Annotated in this window: 14 protein-coding genes; 6 read left to right on the top strand and 8 right to left on the bottom strand. The window is 71.9% G+C overall.

Features of this window, described 5'->3' with window-relative positions; genetic code table 11:
- Window positions 1-74: 74 nt before the first annotated feature.
- From BLR91_RS11005 to BLR91_RS10995, 3 genes are read right to left on the bottom strand one after another with little or no spacing between them, the layout of a single operon-like run.
- A complete protein-coding gene (locus tag BLR91_RS11005) occupies window positions 75-1238 on the bottom strand; it encodes an Mrp/NBP35 family ATP-binding protein (RefSeq protein ID WP_089875318.1) in 1164 nt (387 codons plus the stop codon).
- Window positions 1231-1752: a DUF1003 domain-containing protein gene (locus BLR91_RS11000; protein WP_018190466.1), complete on the bottom strand. Its 522-nt coding sequence runs from the start codon at window positions 1750-1752 to the stop codon at window positions 1231-1233. The genes BLR91_RS11005 and BLR91_RS11000 overlap by 8 nt, the downstream gene beginning before the upstream one ends.
- The gene (locus BLR91_RS10995) at window positions 1739-3061 is read right to left on the bottom strand and encodes a magnesium transporter MgtE N-terminal domain-containing protein (RefSeq protein ID WP_018190467.1); all 1323 of its coding nucleotides are present in this window, start codon (window positions 3059-3061) and stop codon (window positions 1739-1741) included. The genes BLR91_RS11000 and BLR91_RS10995 overlap by 14 nt, the downstream gene beginning before the upstream one ends.
- Window positions 3062-3137: 76 nt before the next feature.
- Between BLR91_RS10995 and BLR91_RS10990 the strand changes: the two genes are divergently transcribed.
- The gene (locus tag BLR91_RS10990) at window positions 3138-3767 is read left to right on the top strand and encodes a general stress protein (RefSeq protein ID WP_018190468.1); all 630 of its coding nucleotides are present in this window, start codon (window positions 3138-3140) and stop codon (window positions 3765-3767) included.
- Window positions 3768-3831: 64 nt separating this feature from the next.
- Here the strand turns inward: BLR91_RS10990 and BLR91_RS10985 are convergent, their stop codons facing one another.
- Window positions 3832-5463, bottom strand: coding sequence for an aminopeptidase P family protein (locus tag BLR91_RS10985; protein ID WP_089875319.1), 1632 nt, complete (start codon window positions 5461-5463; stop codon window positions 3832-3834).
- Window positions 5464-5522: 59 nt separating this feature from the next.
- Between BLR91_RS10985 and BLR91_RS10980 the strand changes: the two genes are divergently transcribed.
- Window positions 5523-6395 (top strand): PHP domain-containing protein, encoded by an 873-nt coding sequence (locus tag BLR91_RS10980; RefSeq protein WP_020075136.1) that lies wholly within the window; start codon window positions 5523-5525, stop codon window positions 6393-6395.
- 63 nt (window positions 6396-6458) lie between these two features.
- Complete coding sequence (locus BLR91_RS10975; protein WP_018190473.1) at window positions 6459-7586, top strand: hypothetical protein; 1128 nt, start codon at window positions 6459-6461, stop codon at window positions 7584-7586.
- A 97-nt stretch (window positions 7587-7683) separates the two neighbouring features.
- On the opposite strand, the gene BLR91_RS10970 is transcribed toward BLR91_RS10975, so the two are convergent.
- Window positions 7684-9159 (bottom strand): DEAD/DEAH box helicase, encoded by a 1476-nt coding sequence (locus tag BLR91_RS10970; RefSeq protein WP_089875320.1) that lies wholly within the window; start codon window positions 9157-9159, stop codon window positions 7684-7686.
- A 125-nt stretch (window positions 9160-9284) separates the two neighbouring features.
- On the opposite strand from BLR91_RS10970, the gene BLR91_RS10965 reads away from it, so the two are divergent.
- Window positions 9285-10001: a ferritin-like fold-containing protein gene (locus tag BLR91_RS10965; protein ID WP_020075135.1), complete on the top strand. Its 717-nt coding sequence runs from the start codon at window positions 9285-9287 to the stop codon at window positions 9999-10001.
- Between the two features lie 67 nt (window positions 10002-10068).
- On the opposite strand, the gene BLR91_RS10960 is transcribed toward BLR91_RS10965, so the two are convergent.
- Window positions 10069-10371 (bottom strand): hypothetical protein, encoded by a 303-nt coding sequence (locus tag BLR91_RS10960; RefSeq protein WP_020075134.1) that lies wholly within the window; start codon window positions 10369-10371, stop codon window positions 10069-10071.
- Window positions 10372-10381: 10 nt separating this feature from the next.
- Complete coding sequence (locus BLR91_RS10955) at window positions 10382-10606, bottom strand: DUF3107 domain-containing protein (RefSeq protein ID WP_018190477.1); 225 nt, start codon at window positions 10604-10606, stop codon at window positions 10382-10384.
- Window positions 10607-10713: 107 nt separating this feature from the next.
- Between BLR91_RS10955 and BLR91_RS10950 the strand changes: the two genes are divergently transcribed.
- A complete protein-coding gene (locus tag BLR91_RS10950; RefSeq protein WP_172823205.1) occupies window positions 10714-13902 on the top strand; it encodes an ATP-dependent helicase in 3189 nt (1062 codons plus the stop codon).
- Window positions 13899-17261, top strand: coding sequence for an ATP-dependent helicase (locus tag BLR91_RS10945; RefSeq protein ID WP_089875322.1), 3363 nt, complete (start codon window positions 13899-13901; stop codon window positions 17259-17261). Before BLR91_RS10950 ends, BLR91_RS10945 begins: the two co-directional genes overlap by 4 nt.
- Here the strand turns inward: BLR91_RS10945 and BLR91_RS10940 are convergent.
- Window positions 17192-18271 carry a phosphotransferase gene (locus BLR91_RS10940; protein ID WP_018190480.1) on the bottom strand — a complete coding sequence of 360 codons (1080 nt, stop codon included), beginning with the start codon at window positions 18269-18271 and terminating at the stop codon, window positions 17192-17194. The genes BLR91_RS10945 and BLR91_RS10940 overlap by 70 nt on opposite strands.
- Window positions 18272-18315 lie beyond the last annotated feature (44 nt).

The raw sequence follows: 18315 nt of genomic DNA, 5'->3' as shown, positions 1-18315 counted from the left end.
CAATCCGCTCCTGACTTTTTCGGGTCGACACGCCGTTCCTAGGCCGAAAAACTCAGGAGCTGATGCTGAGGTCGTCAGCGGACGGAGAGACCGAGCTTGCGGCCGGCGAGGCCGCGGGAGCGGGTCGCCAGGCGGTCGGCGACGGCGCGGATCGCGGCGGCGGCGGGGTCCGCAGGGTCGGTCACCACGATGGGCGCTCCGATGTCGCCGCCGGCCCGCAGCGGGATGCTGAGGGGCACGCTGGCGAGCAGCGGCACCTCCTCCTCCTGGCCGGCCGACAGCCGTCGCGCGACCTCGGCGCCGCCGCCGGAGCCGAACAGGTCGAGCACGCTGCCGTCCGGCTGCACGAGCCCCGCCATGTTCTCGATGACGCCGATGACCCGCTGGCCGGTCTGACGCGCGACGACGCCGCTGCGCTCGGCCACGTCAGCCGCGGCGGGCTGCGGTGTCGTCACCACGAGCACCTCCGCGCCGGGCAGCAGCTGGCCGACCGAGATCGCGACATCCCCGGTGCCCGGCGGGAGGTCGAGCAGCAGCACGTCGAGGTCGCCGAAGTACACGTCCGACAGGAACTGCTGGATGGTGCGGTGCAGCATCGGCCCGCGCCACGCGACGGCCGCGGAGGCCGAATCGACGAACATCCCGATCGAGACGACCTTCACGCCGTAGGCGACCGGCGGAAGGATCATGTCATCCACGCGCGTCGGCCGCGGCGCGACGCCGTTCTCGTCGGTCAGGCCCAGGATGCCGGGGATGGAGAAGCCGTGCACGTCCGCATCCACGATCCCGACCCGTAGCCCGCGCTCCGCCAGTGCGACTGCGAGGTTGGCCGTGACCGTCGACTTGCCGACTCCGCCCTTGCCGCTCGTGACGGCGTAGACGCGGGTCAGCGACTCCGGGCCGAACTGCTGACCGCGCGCCGGCCGGCCCGCCCGCAGGCGGTCGGTCAGAGCACGCCGCTCGGCGGGGGTCATCACGGAGACGTCGACGGCGACCTCGGTCACACCGGGGACCGCGGCCGTCGCCGCGCGCACGTCCCGTTCGATCGCGTCGGCCGCCGGGCACCCGACGATGGTCAGCTTGATGCCGACCTCGGCACGGCCCTGCGCATCCACCTCCACGCCGCCCACCATGTCGAGCTCGGTGATCGGCTTGCGGATCTCGGGGTCGAGCACCGCCCCGAGCGCGCTCCGGACGGCGACGGCGAGATCGACTCCCGCGCTGTCCGGCTCAGGCACGGGCCTGCTCGCCCTCGCCCGCGTCGCCCCTCTCGAGGTCTTCGAGCAGCGAGCGGAGCTCGGCGCGGATGAAGTCCTTCGTCGCCATGTCCTTCACCGCGAGCCGCAGGGCGACGACCTCGCGCGCCAGGTACTCGGTGTCGGCGAGGTTGCGCTCTGCACGCTGCCGGTCCTGCTCGATCTGCACGCGGTCGCGGTCGTCCTGACGGTTCTGCGCGAGCAGGATCAAGGGAGCGGCATACGACGCCTGCAGCGAGAGCACGAGCGTCAGCGCGATGAAGCCCAGAGCCGCGGAGTCGAAGCGCCAGGCGTTCGGGGCGAGCGTGTTCCACGCCATCCACGCGAGGACGAAGACGGTCAGCCCCAGGATGAACCAGGGCGTGCCCATCGCCCGCGCGATCCACTCGGTGAACCGGCCGAACCGGTCGCGCGACTCCAGCGGGCTGCGCCGCAGCACCGGCGTCCGGAGTCCCTTCGGGGCGTCGAGCCCCGCGTCCTGCCTACCTCCTGCCACTTCCGCCCCTCCTTCCGTTCACGATGCGGATGCTTCCGGTCTGGTCGGACGGCGCCGTGCGTTTCACGGGCTCGTCCTCGTCTTGACTTCGCCAGTCGTCGGGGAGCAGATAGTCGAGGATGTCGTCGATGGTCACCACCCCGACGAGACGATGCTTGTCGTCGACCACGGGGACCGAGACGAGGTTGTACGAGGCGAGGATGCGCGACACCTCGGCCGCGGAGGTGTCTGCCGTGACCGGCTCCAGGCTCGGGTCGAGCAGGGTGCCGAGGCGCACGTGCGGGGGATAGCGCAGCATCCGCTGGAAGTGCACGACGCCCAGGAACCGGCCGGTCGGCGGCTCGTAGGGCGGCAGGGTCACGCACACCGCGGCGCCGAGCGCGGGCGCGAGCTCGTGACGGCGGATCAGGGCGAGGCCCTCCGCGACCGTCGCGTCGGCCGAGACGATGATCGGCTCGGTCGTCATCAGACCGCCCGCGGTGTCCGGGTTGTAGCTGAGGAGCATGCGGACGTCGTCCGCCTCCTCCGGTTCCATGAGCTCCAGCAGGTGCTCGCCGCGCTCGTCGGAGAGCTGGGCGATGAGGTCGGCTGCGTCGTCCGGCTCCATCTGGTCGAGCACGTCGGCGGCCCGGTCGTCGTTCAGTTGGGCGAGGATCTGCACCTGCTCGCTCTCCGGCATCTCCTCCAGAACGTCGGCGAGACGGTCGTCCGGCAACTCCTCCGCGACCTCCAGCATCCGCTGCTGAGGGAGGTCGAGGAGGGTGTTCGCGAGGTCGGCGGGCTTCAGCTCCGAGTAGGTGGCGATGAGCTGCTCGGCCGACTGCGCCTCGCCGAGCTTCTGCTTCTCGCGCACCTCGTTCCAGGTCACGAACGTCGTCGCGCCCTTGGCGAAGGGGGAGCCGCCCGCCTTGGGCTTGCGGACGAACAGCTGGCTGACCGCCCAGTCGCCGGTCTCGGTCTCCTCGATCGCGACGTCCTCGATGGTGGCCTCGCCGCCGCCGTCGGTGAACACCACGCGACGGCCGAGGAGCTCGGCGATCACGCGCACCTCGCCGCCGCGCTGCTCGAAGCGGCGCATGTTGATGATGCCGTTGGTGATGATCTGCCCGCTGCCGATGCTGGTGACCCGCCCGATGGACAGGAACACGCGGCGCTTCCCGGGGATCTCGACGATCAACCCGACGACGCGGGGAGGGTCGTTCTTGCGGTACACGACCAGGACGTCTCTGACCTTGCCGACCCGGTCTCCGACGGGATCGAACACGGTCGTCCCGGCCAGGCGGGCGACGAAGACTCTGGGCGAACTCACCCTGTTAACCTAGCCCTCGCAGGTGAACGAAGGCTGTTTCCGTGCCCTCGCGAAGACTGGATGGAACAATGGGTGGATGAGCACACCTGGGCTGAACAACGGGCGCAACCGAATCCTCTTCCCGACCCTGCCGCGAGGCGAAGTGGTCGCCACCTTCGAGAGCTATCCCGAGGCGCAGGAGGCGGTCGACGTGCTGGCCCGCGCCGACTTCCCCGTCGACAAGGTCTCGATCGTCGGCAGCGACCTGAAGAGCGTCGAGCGCGTCACCGGCAAGCTCACCTGGGGCCGCGTCGCACTGGCGGGTGCGGCGTCCGGTGCGTGGCTCGGCATCTTCTTCGGCCTGCTGCTCATCATCTTCTCGCCGTCGGTCAGCCTCGCGTTCGTGCTCGCCGCGCTGCTCCTCGGTGCGGGATTCGGGATGCTGTGGGGCATCGTCTCCTACGCGATCAACCGGCGCAGGCGCGACTTCACGTCCGTCCAGCAGGTGATCGCGACCAGTTACTCGGTGCTCGTCGACTCCGACCTCGGCAACCGGGCACGCAACCTGCTCGCGAGCGGGGGAGCGGAGGAGCCGGCCGCGGCCCCGGGATGGACGCCGCCCGCGCAGCCGCAGCACCCGTCCGACCCGCCGCCCGCGCCTCCCGCGTCGGCACCGCCGGTCGCTCCCCAGCCGGGCGACGAGCGTCCGCCCGCACCCTCGGCCTGACCCCCTCCGCTGAGGTGCACGTCGTGGCGGCTATTTCGCGTGCGAAACAGCCACAACGTGCACCTCAGCGCTGCGAGAGCCGCCGCACCCACGCCTCCACATCGTCCGCGGTGCGCGGGATGTCGGCGGAGAGGTTCTCGGCGCCGTCCTCGGTGACCAGGATGTTGTCCTCGATGCGTACGCCGATGCCGCGGAAGCTCTCGGGGACGGTCAGGTCGTCCGGCTGGAAGTAGAGCCCGGGCTCGATCGTGAACACCATTCCGGGCTGGAGCACGCCGTCGAGGTAGAGCTCCCGGCGCGCCTGCGCGCAGTCGTGCACGTCGAGACCGAGGTGGTGGCTCGTCCCGTGCACCATGTAGCGGCGATGCTGCTGGTTCTCGACCTCCAGGGCCTCTTCGGCGCTGACCGGGAGCAGCCCCCATTCGGCGGTGCGCCGAGCGATGACCGCCATGGCGGTCGCATGGATCTCGCGGAACCGGATGCCGGGTCGCACGATCGCGAACGCCGCGTCCGCCGCCTCCCGCACCGCCTCGTAGATCAGGCGCTGCGTCTCGGTGAAGGTGCCGTCGATGGGGAAGGTGCGGGTGATGTCGGCGGTGTAGTAGCTGTCCAGCTCGACGCCCGCGTCCAGCAGGATGAGGTCGCCCGGCACCACGGGGCCGTCGTTGCGCGTCCAGTGCAGGATGCACGCGTGCGGCCCGCTCGCCGCGATCGTGTCGTAGCCGACCGCGTTGCCGTCGGCGCGGGCGCGGCCGTAGAAGACGCCCTCGACGAGTCGCTCGCCGCGCGGGTGCGCATTGATGCGCGGCAGGTCGGCGATCACGTCGTCGAAGCCGCGGGCGGTCGCCGCGACCGCAGCGCGGAGTTCGGCGATCTCGTACTCGTCCTTGACGAGGCGCAGCTCGGAGAGTTCGCGGGCCAGCCGGTCGTCCTCGTCGTGGTCCTCGGGGTCGACATCGGTGCCCTCGCCGTCGCCGTCTGAACCGTCTCCCAGCAGCAGGCGCGTCGCATCCGCGTCGTCCGTGATGCCGCGGTCGGCCTCGCGCAACACCACCGTGTCGCCGTCCACCGCGTCGAGCACCGAGCGCACCTCGGCGATGCCGCGGGTGGCCAGCGCGAGGTCACCGGCGACCTGTGCGAGCGACGGACGGGGACCGATCCAGAACTCGCCGATCTCGGGGTTCGCGTAGAACTCGTCGGAGTCGCGTCCCGCCCGCTCACGGAAGTACAGGGTCGCCTCGTGTCCGGACGCCGTCGGCTCCAGCACCAGGACGCTGCCCGGCTCGGAGTCCGAACCCCAGCCGGTCAGGTACGCGAACGCCGAGTGCGCGCGGAACGGGTAGTCGGTGTCGTTGGAGCGCTGCGCGAGGCGCCCGGCCGGGATGATGAGGCGCTTCCCGGGGAACAGGTCGGACACGCGCGCGCGACGGGCCGCCGCATACTGCGCCTGGCGGCGCGGCTCGGGCACGACCTCCGGACGCTCGGCCCATCCCGAGCCGATGTACTCGCGGAAAGCGTCGGAACCCGGGGTCGTCGAGCGGTTCTGCGTCGCGCGCGGAGCCTCATCGGACTCGGCGGCGGCATCCGTCTCGGTCGTCGTGGCGACCGCTGCGGCGGTCGGGTCGTCGACGGTGTCGGTCGCGATGTCGGCGTCTGCGGTGGCTGGCGTGGTCGGCTGGGAGGACATGGCGTCCATTCTTCCACCCGCTGGCCGCCATGCGCCCGGCCGGTCAGCGCCCTCCTAGGATGGTCACCATGGCTGATGCGCGGCGGTTCCGAGGTCCCGTCGACCTGCACACGCACTCCAGCGTGTCCGACGGGACGGAGACCCCGGCCGAGCTCATCCGCGCCGCCGCCGACGCGGGGCTGGGCACCGTCGCGCTCACCGATCACGACTCCACGGCCGGGTGGGCGGACGCCGCAGCCGAGGCCGCACGCGTCGGCATCACCGTCATCCCGGGGATGGAGCTGTCGACCCGCATCGAGTTCGCCAGCGTCCACATGCTCGGCTACCTCTTCGATCCGACGAACGAAGCCCTCGTAGCCGAGACCCGCCGCATCCGCGACGGCCGGATGCGGCGAGCCGAGGACATGGTGCGGCGCATCTCCGAGGATTACGACATCACGTGGGACGACGTCCTCGCGCAGGCGACGGAGGGCGCGACCGTCGGGCGCCCGCACATCGCCGACGCGCTCGTCGCGCGCGGGCTCGCCTCGGACCGCAGCGCCGCGTTCGCCGGGATCCTGCACTGGCGGAGCGGCTACTTCCAGCCGCACTACGCCCCGGAGCCGCTGACCGGCGTCCGCCTCATCCGCGGGGCGGGCGGTCTGCCCGTGCTGGCGCATCCCGCGACCGGCGGCCGGGGCCGCGTGATCCCGGAGGACCGGCTGCGGCGCCTGGTCGACGCCGGGCTCTTCGGACTGGAGCTCGACCACCGCGAGAACACGGCGGACGGGGTCGAACGGCTGCGGGAGCTCGCGGCGCGCTACGGCCTCCGCATCACCGGATCGAGCGACTACCACGGCGCGGGCAAGCCCAACCGGCTGGGGGAGAACACCACCGATCCGGCCGTGGTCGACGCGATGATCGAAGAAGCGACAGGCGCGGCGCCCTTCTACGCTCCGTGACCACCAGCACGTAGCCTGGACCCCGGACATGACGTCGGGGCGAGAAGGATGCGAGGTGCGCGAGTGAGACGGTTCTGGCGAGGATCGGCGGCCGCTGCCGCCCTGACGGCCGTCCTCGTCGTCGTTGCGGGCGTCACGCCCGCGAACGCCGACAGCTACCCGTCGTGGGACGACGTGCAGGCCGCGAAGAACAACGCGAGCGCGGCCCAGGCCGAGGTCGACCGGATCAACGGTCTGCTGACGGGTCTGCAGACCGCCGCGAACGCCGCGGGCGACCTCGCCGTCAAGCGGCTGGGGGAGTACGGAACCGCCGAGGCGGCCCTGCAGACCGCGACCGCCAAGGCGCAGGGTCTGGCCGAGAAGGCGCAGGAGGCATCGGCCCAGGCGGATGCGCTCAAGGCCCAGAGCGGCAAGCTCGCCGAGCAGCTCACCCGCGCGGGCACCTCATCCGTGTCGCTCCGGTTGTTCCTCAGCCCGAACGCGACGCGCTCCGACTCCCTGCTGTACCAGCTCGGCGCGGTGTCGAAGCTCGCCGACCAGGCAAGCTCGCTGTACGCCAGGGCGAACGCCCAGAAGAACCTCGCCGCGTCGCTCAGCGAGCAGGCGACCAGCGCCCAGAAAGTGCGCGACCAGCTCGCGGTGGATGCGAAGAAGGCCCTCGACGTCGCGACCGCGGCGAAGCAGGCGGCCGACGCTCAGCTCGCCGACCAGAAGAAGCACGCCGACACGCTGTACGCCCAGCTGGCGACCCTGAAGAACACCGAGGCGTCCGTCGAGAAGTCGTACGCCGAAGGGCAGGCGGCGGCCGCGGCGGCCGCGGCGGCCGCGAACCCGGGCGGCGGGTCCGACGGGTTCGCCCCGCCTCCCGGCATGGTGGTCGACCCGGCCGGCGCCCAGGCGTACGCGGCGAGCCGCCTCCCGGCCTTCGGCTGGGGCGGCGAGCAGATGAGCTGCCTGATCAAGCTGTGGAACCATGAGTCCGACTGGCGGGCGGACGCCTACAACACGTCGAGTGGCGCGTACGGCATCCCGCAGGCCTGGCCCGCCAGCAAGATGGCGTCGGCCGGCCCGGACTGGCTGACCAACCAGAACACGCAGGTCAACTGGGGCCTCGACTACATCAACCGCGCCTACGGCTCCCCGTGCGCCGCATGGACCTTCGAGATGAGCCACGACCCCAACTGGTACTGAGCGCGTCCTCCGTCCCACGCAAACAGCTCCTGAGTTTTTCGCTCCGATCCTGACGAATCGGGCGAAAAACTCAGGAGCTGTTCGCGTGGGAGGTAGGTCAGCTGGCGGGGGTGGTGGCGGAGCCGCCGCGCGAGCGACGACGGCGACGACGCGGAGCGCTGTTGCCGTCGCGGTGTTGCGATCCGCCGCCGTCGTGGGTGCCGGCGGCCGGGGCCTTGGCCTCGCCGCCCTCCGACGCGGAGTCGTCGGGAGCCGTCGAGCCCTGCGACGCGCCCTGACCGGAGCCGCGCGTGCGGCGACGGCGGCTGCTGCTCGAACGCTCCCCGCTCTCCGGGCCGGTGGAGTCGGTGCGGCCGCCGCGCGGCGACTCGGTCGCCTTGACGGCCGGGGTGGGCTTGAGCCGGCCCTTGACGCCCTGCGGGATGTCGAGGTCGGTGTAGAGGTGCGGCGACGACGAGTAGGTCTCCGTCGGCTCCGGCTGACCGAACTCGAGCGCCTTGTTGATGAGGGCCCACTTGTGCAGGTCCTCCCAGTCGACGAACGTCACGGCGATGCCGGTCTTGCCCGCGCGGCCGGTGCGGCCGGCGCGGTGCAGGTAGGTCTTCTCGTCGTCCGGGATGGTGTGGTTGATGACGTGCGTGACGTCGTCCACGTCGATGCCGCGAGCCGCGACGTCGGTGGCGATGAGGATGTCCTTCTTACCCGCCTTGAACGCGGCCATGGCGCGCTCGCGCTGCTCCTGGTTGAGGTCGCCGTGCACGGCGGCGGCGTTGAAGCCGCGGTCGTTCAGCTCCTCGACCAGCTTGGCGGCGGCGCGCTTGGTGCGCGTGAAGATCACGGTCTTGCCGCGGCCCTCGGCCTGGAGGATGCGGGCGATGACCTCGTCCTTGTCGAGCGAGTGCGCGCGGTAGATCAGGTGCTTGATGTTCGCCTGGATCTGGCCCTCGTCGGGGTCGGTCGCGCGGATGTGGACCGGTCGGGTCATGAACCGGCGCGCCAGCGCGACGATCGGGCCCGGCATGGTCGCCGAGAAGAGCATGGTGTGGCGCGTGGCCGGCGTCTGCGCGAACAGCTTCTCGATGTCGGCGAGGAAGCCGAGGTCGAGCATCTTGTCGGCCTCGTCGAGCACCATCTCCTGGACGCTGCCGAGGTTCAGCAGGCGCTGACCGGCGAGGTCGAGGAGGCGCCCAGGAGTGCCGACGACGATCTGCGCGCCGCCCTTCAGCTGGGCGATCTGGCCTTCGTAGGCCTTGCCGCCGTAGATGCTGGCGATGGAGGTCGGGCGTCCGGCGGCGGCCGTCTCGAGGTCTTCGTAGACCTGGATGGCCAGCTCGCGGGTGGGCACGACGACGAGTGCCTTCACGCCGGGCTCGGGGTTCGGGCCGAGGCGCTGGATCAGGGGGAGGCCGAAGCCGAGGGTCTTGCCGGTTCCCGTCTTCGCCTGGCCGATGATGTCCTGGCCGGTGAGCGCGAGAGGGATGGTCTGCGTCTGGATGGGGAACGGCTCGATGATGCCCTTGGCGGCGAGCTGATCCACCATGTCCTGGTCGATGTTGAGTTCTGAGAAAGTCACTGGTGAATTGCCTGTCGATTCGATTGGAGTGTCCACGCCCTGTTTCTCTGTCGCAGGCGTAGGGCCGTCGATCCTGCGCCGACGGCGTCTCCAGCCTACTGGACGGTCCCGATACACTGCTGAGCGTGTCGACTTGGTTCACCCGGCGACGGCCTTCCGTCGAGCTCCCGCGCCTGACTCCGCGGGCGCGCACGCTCCCGACCGTCCGTGTGGACCTGCACGAGGTGATGCCGGATCTGCTGCCGTATCTCGGCCAGTCCGCGTACCTCCAGCTGGAGCAGTTCGAGACGCTGTCGCGCGTCGCGGCCGAGGCGGAGGACCTGCACGCGAAGGGCCTCATCTCGGCGGCCGCCGGTCATGCCCTGTCGAAGCATCAGGGGATCGTGGCCGAGATCCGGCGCCGAGGGGACGACCCGGCCGACGCCATGAAGCCGTTCGCGGATGAGATCGAGGGCTTCAGCGCGCTCATCGTCGGCGCGGACTGGCGCGAGACGCTGCTCTCCGCCCTCGTGACGGGCGGCCTGCTCGACGACTTCTTCATCCGCCTCGCCGCCGGCCTTCCTGGCGATGTCGGACCGCGCCTCGCGCACTTGCTCGGCTCGGAGTCCGGTCAGGAGGGCGTGCTGGAGGTGCTGCGCGCGCAGATCGCGGGCGATCCGCTGCTCGCGTCTCGGCTCGCGATGTGGGGCAGGAGGCTCGTCGGCGACACGCTGCTCGTCGCGCGCTCCGCGCTCCACCTCTCGGGTAACAGGATCGCCGACGATGCGCGCATCGAGCCGATCTTCACGGAGCTGATCGCGGCGCACACGCGCCGGATGGACGCGCTCGGCCTGACCGCCTAGCCCGCGACATTCGTGCCGAATGTGCGCTCAGCGTGGGCGATAACGCACATTCGGCACGAATGTGCGCTCAGCGCGCCACGGCGCCCTTCGCCAGCGCGTGCAGCATGCGGTCGTCGTTCGTGGAGCGGACGCGGCCGATCAGCAGGTCGGCGACCGCGACGATGAGGGCGGTGCCGAGGAGCGTGATCCACCAGATCCAGCCGCCGTCCCACTTCAGGCCGGCCCAGGTGAGCGCCACCCAGAGCACGGCCGACGAGACGACGCCGACGGCCGGGATGAGCACGGAGCCGTGCGTGTGACGGTTCGGCAGCAGATAGCGTCCGGCCAGGCCGATGATGGCCCCGCCGAGGACGACGAAGAGCAGTTCCACGAGTGGGAGGCTAGCCGACGAAGCCGATGCGGCGCGACTCCTCGGTGCCGATCTCGACGTACGCGATACCGGCGGTCGGGACGACGTAGAGCCGGCCCTTGTCGTCGGTCAGCTGCAGGACACCGGTGCCGCTGGCGAGTGCGGTCTGCACCTGCCCGGCGAGCTCTTCGGCCGACTGCGACGACTCGAAGTTGAGCTCGCGGGGGGCGTTGACGATTCCGATGCGGATCTCCACTGAGGTGCCTTTCGAGTCTGACCGGCGGGTGTGAGTTCAGACTACGGCACACGGCTCGCGGCCCCCGCTCGCGTTCTCTGTCGGCGGACGCCGATACCGTGAAGGACATGATCGCTCGAGGTTTCCGGATGCACGCCGCCGGCACCCTCGCATCCCCTCCCGCAGCGGGCGGCCCGGCGCTCGACGGCTCGCAGTCGGAGGTGCTCCAGCTGCCGGACGGCGCCTCCGCCGCGGTGCTCGGAGCGCCCGGCACGGGCAAGACCACGACGCTGGTGGAGGCCCTGGCCGAGCGCGTGCTCGACCGCGGCTACCGGCCGGACGAGGTGCTGGCGCTGAGCGCCTCGCGCACCGCGGCGACGGCGCTCCGCGACCGCATCGCCCTGCGCCTCGGCGTTCCCACGCAGGGGCCTCTGGCGCGCACGGCGACATCGCTCGCGTTCCAGCTCGTCGGCGAGCGGGCGCGACGCATCGGAGCGGAGCCCCCGCGCCTCCTCACCGGAGGCGAGCAGGATCAGATCATCGCCGAGCTGATCAGCGGCCACCTGGAGGACGGAACCGGTCCGGTCTGGCCCGAGCCGCTCGTCGAGGAGGTGCGGACGCTGCGCGGATTCCGCACCGAGCTGCGCGAGCTGATGGCGCGCTGCGCCGAGCGCGGCGTCACCCCCTCCCGGCTGTCCGAGCTCGGCGCGATCACCGGCCACGACGAGTGGCGCGCCGCCGCCCGCTTCATCGCCGAGTATCAGCTCGTGGTCGACAGCTATCGCGGCGGCTTCGTCGACTCGGCCGAGCTCATCGCGTCGGCGGTCACGGTCATCGCCGAGGGCAGCTCGCTCGACGGCCTGCGCGCCGTCTTCGTGGACGACCTGCAGGAGGCGACGGTCGCGACGCTGGCGCTGCTGCGGGCGCTGGCGGCGCGCGGCGTCGCGGTCGTCGCATTCGGCGACCCGGATGTCGCATCCACCACCTTCCGCGGGGCCCAGACCACGGCCCTGGGGCAGCTCGAGGGTCGCCTCGGCGTGCCGGTGACCCGCTTCGTGCTGACCACGGCGCACCGCCAGACGCCCGCGCTGCGCGAGCTGACCGCCCGGGTGACCGAACGCATCGGCACGGCCGCAGCGGGCGTCCAGCGGCTGGCCGCGGCCGGGCGCCCGGAACCGGAGCAGCCGGATGCGGCGCAGGTGGATGCTGACGATGTGGATGCGGCCGCGCGCCGCCCCGAGATCGTGCGGCTCGTCGCGGTGTCCGCCCCCGCCGAGGCGTCGCGGCTGGCGCGCAAGCTGCGCGAACGTCACCTGCTCGACGGCGTCCCCTGGAGCTCGATGGCCGTCGTGGTCCGTTCGGGCGCCCATGTACCCGCCCTCTCGCGTGCCCTCGCGGTCGCCGAGGTCCCGACGACGACGAGCATCGCCGGGCGTCCGCTGCGCGACGATTTCGCCGCCCGCCAGCTGATCACGATCGCCGGCGTGCAGCTGGGGGCGATCGAGCTGACGCCCGCGGTCGCCACCGAACTGCTGCTCGGGCCGTTCGGCGGGCTCGACAGCGTCAGCCTGCGACGGCTGCGCCTCGCCCTCCGCCAGGAGGAGCTCGCGGGCGACGGCAACCGCCCGGGCGATGAGCTGCTCGTCGAGGCGCTGCAGCATCCCGCGCACCTGGCAACGATCGACGCGAGCCCGGCCCGCCGGGCGGCGCGCCTGGCCGAGACGTTGCGATCCGGCCGCGAGAAGGCGGAGAACGGCGCCTCGATCGAGGAGCTGCTCTGGCACGTCTGGGAGCGCAGCGGCCTCGCCGCCCGCTGGCTGGAGCACTCGGAGCGGACGGGCATCGTCGCCGACGAGGCGAACCGGCACCTCGACGGCGTCGTCGCACTGTTCACCGCCGCCCGCCGCTTCGTCGAGCGCTACCCGGAGCGTCCGGCCTCCGACTTCGTCGTCGAACTCCTCGGCGCGGAGGTGCCGGAGGACACCCTCGCCGCCCGTACTGCCGGCGACGCCGTCCTGGTCTGCACCCCGAGCGCCACCATCGGTCGCGAGTTCGAGGTCGTCGTCGTCGCCGGACTCCAGGAGAGCGTCTGGCCCAACCTGCGCCTGCGCGGTTCGCTGCTGCACCCGCAAGAGCTCGCGGACGCCGTGGAGGGTCGCACCACCGTGACCGAGGACGAGCGGGCGGAGGTGCTCGGCGACGAGCTCCGGATGTTCGCGTTGGCGGTCTCGCGCGCCCGCGGCCAGGTGATCCTCACGGCCACGGCGAACGACGACGAGCAGCCCTCCCCGTTCCTGCGCCTCGCGGCCGACCTGGCCGTCGACGACGCCGACGACGGCGCCCATCCGCTCTCCCTCCGTGGCATGGTCGGCCGGTTGCGTCGCCGCCTCGCCACGACGGGCGCACCTGACGCGGCCGAAGCGCTCGCCCGGCTGGCGGACGCGGACGTGGAGGGCGCCGATCCCGCCGCCTGGTACGGCCTGCTCGAGCCGTCGACGACCGAGCCGCTGGTCGACTTCGACGACCCGGAGGCCGTGGTCCGGGTGTCTCCGTCGCGGCTGGAGACGTTCGAGAAGTCGCCGCTGGCGTGGTTCGTGGACACGATGGCCGCCTCGCCGAGCGGTCTCGCCGCGGGCATCGGCACCGTCGTGCACGCCGTCATGGAGGAGGCGAGCACGAGCGACGACCGCGACCTCAGCGTCGAGCGGCTGTGGCAGGGCATCGAGCGCCGGTGGGGCGAGCTCGCGTTCGAGTCGCCGTGGCTGGAGGAGAAGGAACGGCGACGGACGCGGACCCTCACGGCCGGGGTCTCGGAGTACCTCCGCGACTTCGAGCGCGCCGGCGGTGTGCTGCTCGGCTCCGAGGGCGCCTTCGAGCTGCGCCTCGGCCGGGCGCTCGTGCGCGGGACGATCGACCGGGTGGAGCGCACACCGGACGGCACGGTCGTCATCGTCGACCTCAAGACGGGCAACCGCACGCCCTCGGCGGCGGAAGCGGCCGAGCACGCGCAGCTGGGCGCCTATCAGCTCGCCCTGGAGCACGGAGCGGTGGAGCAGGCCGCCGACCTGCCATCCGGCGGGGCGAAGCTGCTCTTCGTCGCCAAGGGCGTCCGCGGGAAGGGCTACCGCGAGGTCGCTCAGGACCGCGTCGACGACGAAGGGCTCGACCGGCTGCGAGAGCGCGTCGCGCGAGCGGCCGACGGCATGGCGGGCGCGACCTTCGCCGGGGTCGTCGACCTGGGCGAACGCGACCCGCACGGGAAGTACGAGTACCGCATCCACCTGGTGCCTGCGGTGAGCGCGGGAGGAGGAGCATGACGGACGAAGCGACGCACGTCGACGACGAGAGCCTCCTGGAGTGGGCGACCGAGCAGGCGGAGCTCGACCTCGTCGAGCAGGCCTTCTCACTGGCCGAGACGGAGGAGGAGCGGCCGCGCCCGTCGCGTGCGCTGAGCGCGGCGGACATCGCCGAGGCTCTCCGGCTGCCCATCCCGACCGCCCAGCAGCAGGCGGTCATCGAGGCGCCGCTCCGACCGGCGATCGTGGTCGCGGGAGCCGGCAGCGGCAAGACCGAGACGATGGCGAACCGGGTGGTCTGGCTGCTCGCGAACGGCCACGTTCGAGTTCCCGAGATCCTCGGCCTGACGTTCACCCGCAAGGCGGCGGGCGAGCTGGCGGGCCGCATCCGCACCCGTATCGAGCAGCTGGTCGCGTCCGGCGTGACCGAGGTGGAGTTCGACCCGTTCGACGCCCCGGCGGTCGCCACCTACAACTCGTTCGCGAACGCGATCTTCCGCGAGAACGCGTTGCTGATCGGCCGCGAGCCGGAGTCGGCGGTGCTCAGCGAGGCGTCGGCGTGGCAGCTCGCCCGCCGTCTCGTCGTGACCAGCACCGACGACCGCCTGGTCGAGCTCGACCGGGGCGTCGAGGCGGTCACGACCGCGGTCGTGACGCTGAGCCGGGCGCTCAGCGAGAACGTCGCCGACCCGGACGACGTCGAGCGGATGGTGGAGCAGTTCGCGCGCATCGCCGAGCTGCCGACGGGCAACGGGCGCGTGAAGGAGCTCTACGCCTCCGTGCGCTCGGCCGTCGACGCGGTCGGGTCGCTTCCTCCGCTGCTCGATCTCGCCCGCGCCTTCGCCGACGAGAAGCGCCGTCGCGGATTCGTCGAGTACTCCGACCAGGTGGCCCTCGCGCTGGATGTGAGCGAGCGCCTCCCCGCGGTGGTCGCCGACTACCGCCGGCGCTACCGCGTCGTGCTGCTCGACGAGTACCAGGACACCTCCGTCGTGCAGACGCGTCTGCTCTCGACGCTGTTCGCCGGGCAGCCGGTGATGGCGGTCGGCGATCCGCACCAGTCCATCTACGGCTGGCGCGGCGCCAGCGCGGCCAACCTCGGCCGATTCTCCGCCGACTTCACCGGTCAGCGCGCTGGGGCGGAGGGCGGAGCGGCCGAGTACGCGCTGAGCACCAGCTGGCGCAACCCGACGCGCGTCCTGGATGCGGCGAACGCGCTCGTGGAGCCGCTGACGGCCGCCTCACCGGTGCACGTCGAGCGCCTGCAGCCGCGCCCCGGTGCTGTCGCGGGGGAGCTGACAGCGATGTTCGAGCAGACGGTTGCCGACGAGGCCGAGACGGTGGCGCGCTGGCTCGGCGCACGGCTCGGCGAGCGCGACGACGACGGCGTCCCGCCGAGTGCTGCGATGCTCTGCCGGTCGCTGAAGAAGATCGACGTGTTCACGTCCGCCCTCGCCCGCCACGGCATCCCGTATCACGTGCTCGGGCTGGGCGGCCTGCTGGAGCAGCCCGTCATCGCCGACCTTGTCAGCGCTCTGCGGGTGATGCACGACCCGACCGCCGGCTCCGAGCTGATCCGGTTGCTCACAGGCGCGAAGTGGCGCGTCGGGCCGAAGGACATCGCCGCGCTGCGCGATGTCGCGTCGTGGCTCGCCGAGCGCGACCACCGGTACCAGCGGCTCGATCCCGAACTGCGCGACCGGCTGCGGCGATCCGTCGCGGGGGAGGAGTCGGCGTCCCTGGTGGATGCGCTCGACTTCGTCGTCGAGGCACCGGACGACCACGGACGGTTGGCGGGATTCAGCCCGGAGGGTCTGGCGCGGATGCGCGACGCCGGCCGACGGCTCGACCACCTGCGGTCACGGGTCGGGCTCGACCTGCTCGACCTCGTCACGCTGGTGCAGCAGGAGCTTCTGCTCGACATCGAGGTCGCGGCGAACGAGACCGCGCAGCTCGGTCAGGCGAGCCTCGACGCGTTCGCGGAGCAGGTCGCCTCGTACCTCGCGGCTGACGACCAGGCGACCCTCGGTTCCTTCCTGTCATGGCTCGCGGAGGCGGAGCAGCGCGACAACCTGGCCCCGCGCAGCGAGGAGCCGGAGCCGGGCACCGTGCAGATCCTCACCATCCACGGCGCGAAGGGCCTGGAGTGGGATGTCGTGGCCGTCCCGCGCCTCGTCGAGGGGGAGCTCCCCGGGCCGCCGCAGAGCCGCAAGGGCTGGCTGGCCTTCGGGCAGCTACCGAACGAGTTCCGCGGAGACTCTGCCGAGCTTCCGGTGATCGCCTGGCGCACCGCCGAGACCCAGAAGGACGTCAACGACTCGATCGCGGCGTTCGAGGAGGACAACCTCGCCCGGCACCTCGACGAGCAGCGCCGGCTGATCTACGTCGCCGTCACCCGGGCCCGGCAGCGGCTGCTGCTGTCCGGTTCGTACTGGTCGACCCAGACCAAGCCGCGCGGCCCCGGGTCGTACCTCCTGGAACTGCAGGAGGCGGGTCTGCTGCCGCCGGACGCGTTCCCGGACTGCGACGAGCCGGAGGAGAACCCGCTCGCGCTGACCGCATCCACCGTGACCTGGCCGCTTGAGCCGCTCGGCGCCCGCCGCACGCGCGTCGAGGCAGCGGCGGAGGCGGTCCGCCGAGCACGGGAGCGCGGGGTGGGCGACGGCGGTGTCTACGCGCGCGATCTCGACCTGCTGCTCGCCGAGCGCGCCCGACGCGCAGAAGAGGCGGGTCTCGTCGAGCTGCCCGCGCGCATCCCGGCCTCGCGGTTCAAGGACTACGTGACCGACCCGGCATCGGTGGCGGCGACCCTGCGCCGGCCGATGCCCGAGCGCCCGTACCGCCAGACGAGGCTGGGCACCCTGTTCCACCGCTGGGTGGAGGAGCGCTTCGGCACGGTCGCGGGCGCGACCGACGTGCTCGACGCCCACGTCGCCGAACTGGACGACCTCGCAGGCGACGTGCTCGAGGCCGAGCGCTTCGAGGAGCTCCGAGCCACCTTCGAGCGCAGCCAGTGGGCCGGGCGGCGTCCGGAGGAGGTGGAGCTGGAGATCCACATCACCCTCGCAGGGCAGGTGGTCGTCTGCAAGCTCGACGCCGTCTACCGGGCGGAGGACGGCATCCACGACTACCAGATCGTCGACTGGAAGACCGGCAAGGCGCCGCGCGACGCGGACGACCTGGAGCGCAAGCAGCTGCAGCTCGCGCTCTACCGCCTGGCGTTCGCGCGCTACGCAGGGATCGACCCGGAGCGGATCGACGCCGTCTTCTACTTCGTGGCCGACGACGCGGTCGTGCGGCCGGAGCGCCTCTACGCCGAGGAGGAGCTGACGTCGCTCTGGTCGTCGGCGACCGGCTTCATCCCGCCCGAGCGCCCGTAGCCTCCGGGATCCGTGCGGTCGCCGGGGGTCCGGTCGAGCATGGCCTCCACATCGCCGACGGCCATAATCGGGCCGGTCGCCGTCGAGAGCGGGTTCATCGAGTTGCTGCGGACGCGGTCCACCAGGCCGTCGAGCATCTCGACCGCGTCATCCACGATCGTCTGGTCGCGTACCTCGCGGCCGTGGAGCAGCCACCGGGCCACCTCGAGCTCGGCGTACAGCATGGCGCGCTGGGTGAACTGGCGGTCGGTGGCGACCTGCCGCGTGGAGGCGTAGGCGCCCAGGGCGCCGTCGGTCGCCTCCGGGTTCATGGCGAGCAGCCAGTGCAGGTCGCGCGCCGGGTCGCCGACGCGGAGCGCCGACCAGCCGAGCACGGCCGTGACGACATCGTCCTCGACGAGGAACGAGTCGGAGGTGAGGGAGCCGTTGATGACGGTCGGCTGGAACTGCCAGATCGAGTGGTCGGCCGCCGCATCCCGCCACCGGTCGCGCAGCGCCACGGGCAGGAGACCGGTGGATGCGGCCGATTCGATGACCGAGTTCGCCGCCGTGAGGCACTCGGCCGATGACATCACCGGCAGGCCGGCCTCGCCGACGAAGGCGGTGGGGAGCGCGTGGATGGCCGCGATGGCGTGCCCGATCGACCCGGCCAGGCCGTCGCCCGGCGGCACGTCCTCCACCGCGATGTGCTCGCCGGGGAGGAAGTCGTAGACGACGGCGCGCGTTCCCGCGACCGGCGCCTGGCCGAGGTAGCGGGGCACCTCGAACGGGAGACGGCTGCGGATGCCGGTGGTGAGTGCGCGCAGCGCGACCAGGTCGGCGCTCTGCTCGGTCTCCGCGATCTGGTTCGTCGGCACGCGCACGATGACGGTGGAGCCGTCCCTCGTCGACAGCAGCGCCGAGTCGAACTCGCCTGCGCCGCTCCTGGTGTAGCTGCGGGCGCCGGAGACGTCGAGGTCGGGAACGGCCGAGGTGGCCAGCGCGGCTAGAGTGAAGTGGGATCTGGCCATGCACCTAGGCTAATTGGACCTCCTTGCGACGGCCGTCCGCCACG

It is taken from the genome of Leifsonia sp. 466MF, assembly GCF_900100265.1.
In the GTDB taxonomy this organism is placed as follows: Bacteria; Actinomycetota; Actinomycetes; order Actinomycetales; family Microbacteriaceae; genus Leifsonia.
Note: the sequence above shows the minus strand (reverse complement) of the source record. Positions and strands in the feature narration are given on the sequence as shown.

Excerpts from the sequence above, each read along its gene's own strand:
- BLR91_RS10990 (WP_018190468.1), top strand. The coding sequence starts at position 3,138 with ATGAGCACACCTGGGCTGAACAACGGGCGCAACCGAATCCTCTTCCCG.
- BLR91_RS10985 (WP_089875319.1), bottom strand. The coding sequence starts at position 5,463 with ATGGACGCCATGTCCTCCCAGCCGACCACGCCAGCCACCGCAGACGCC.
- BLR91_RS10980 (WP_020075136.1), top strand. The coding sequence starts at position 5,523 with ATGGCTGATGCGCGGCGGTTCCGAGGTCCCGTCGACCTGCACACGCAC.
- BLR91_RS10950 (WP_172823205.1), top strand. The coding sequence starts at position 10,714 with ATGATCGCTCGAGGTTTCCGGATGCACGCCGCCGGCACCCTCGCATCC.
- BLR91_RS10945 (WP_089875322.1), top strand. The coding sequence starts at position 13,899 with ATGACGGACGAAGCGACGCACGTCGACGACGAGAGCCTCCTGGAGTGG.
- BLR91_RS10940 (WP_018190480.1), bottom strand. The coding sequence starts at position 18,271 with ATGGCCAGATCCCACTTCACTCTAGCCGCGCTGGCCACCTCGGCCGTT.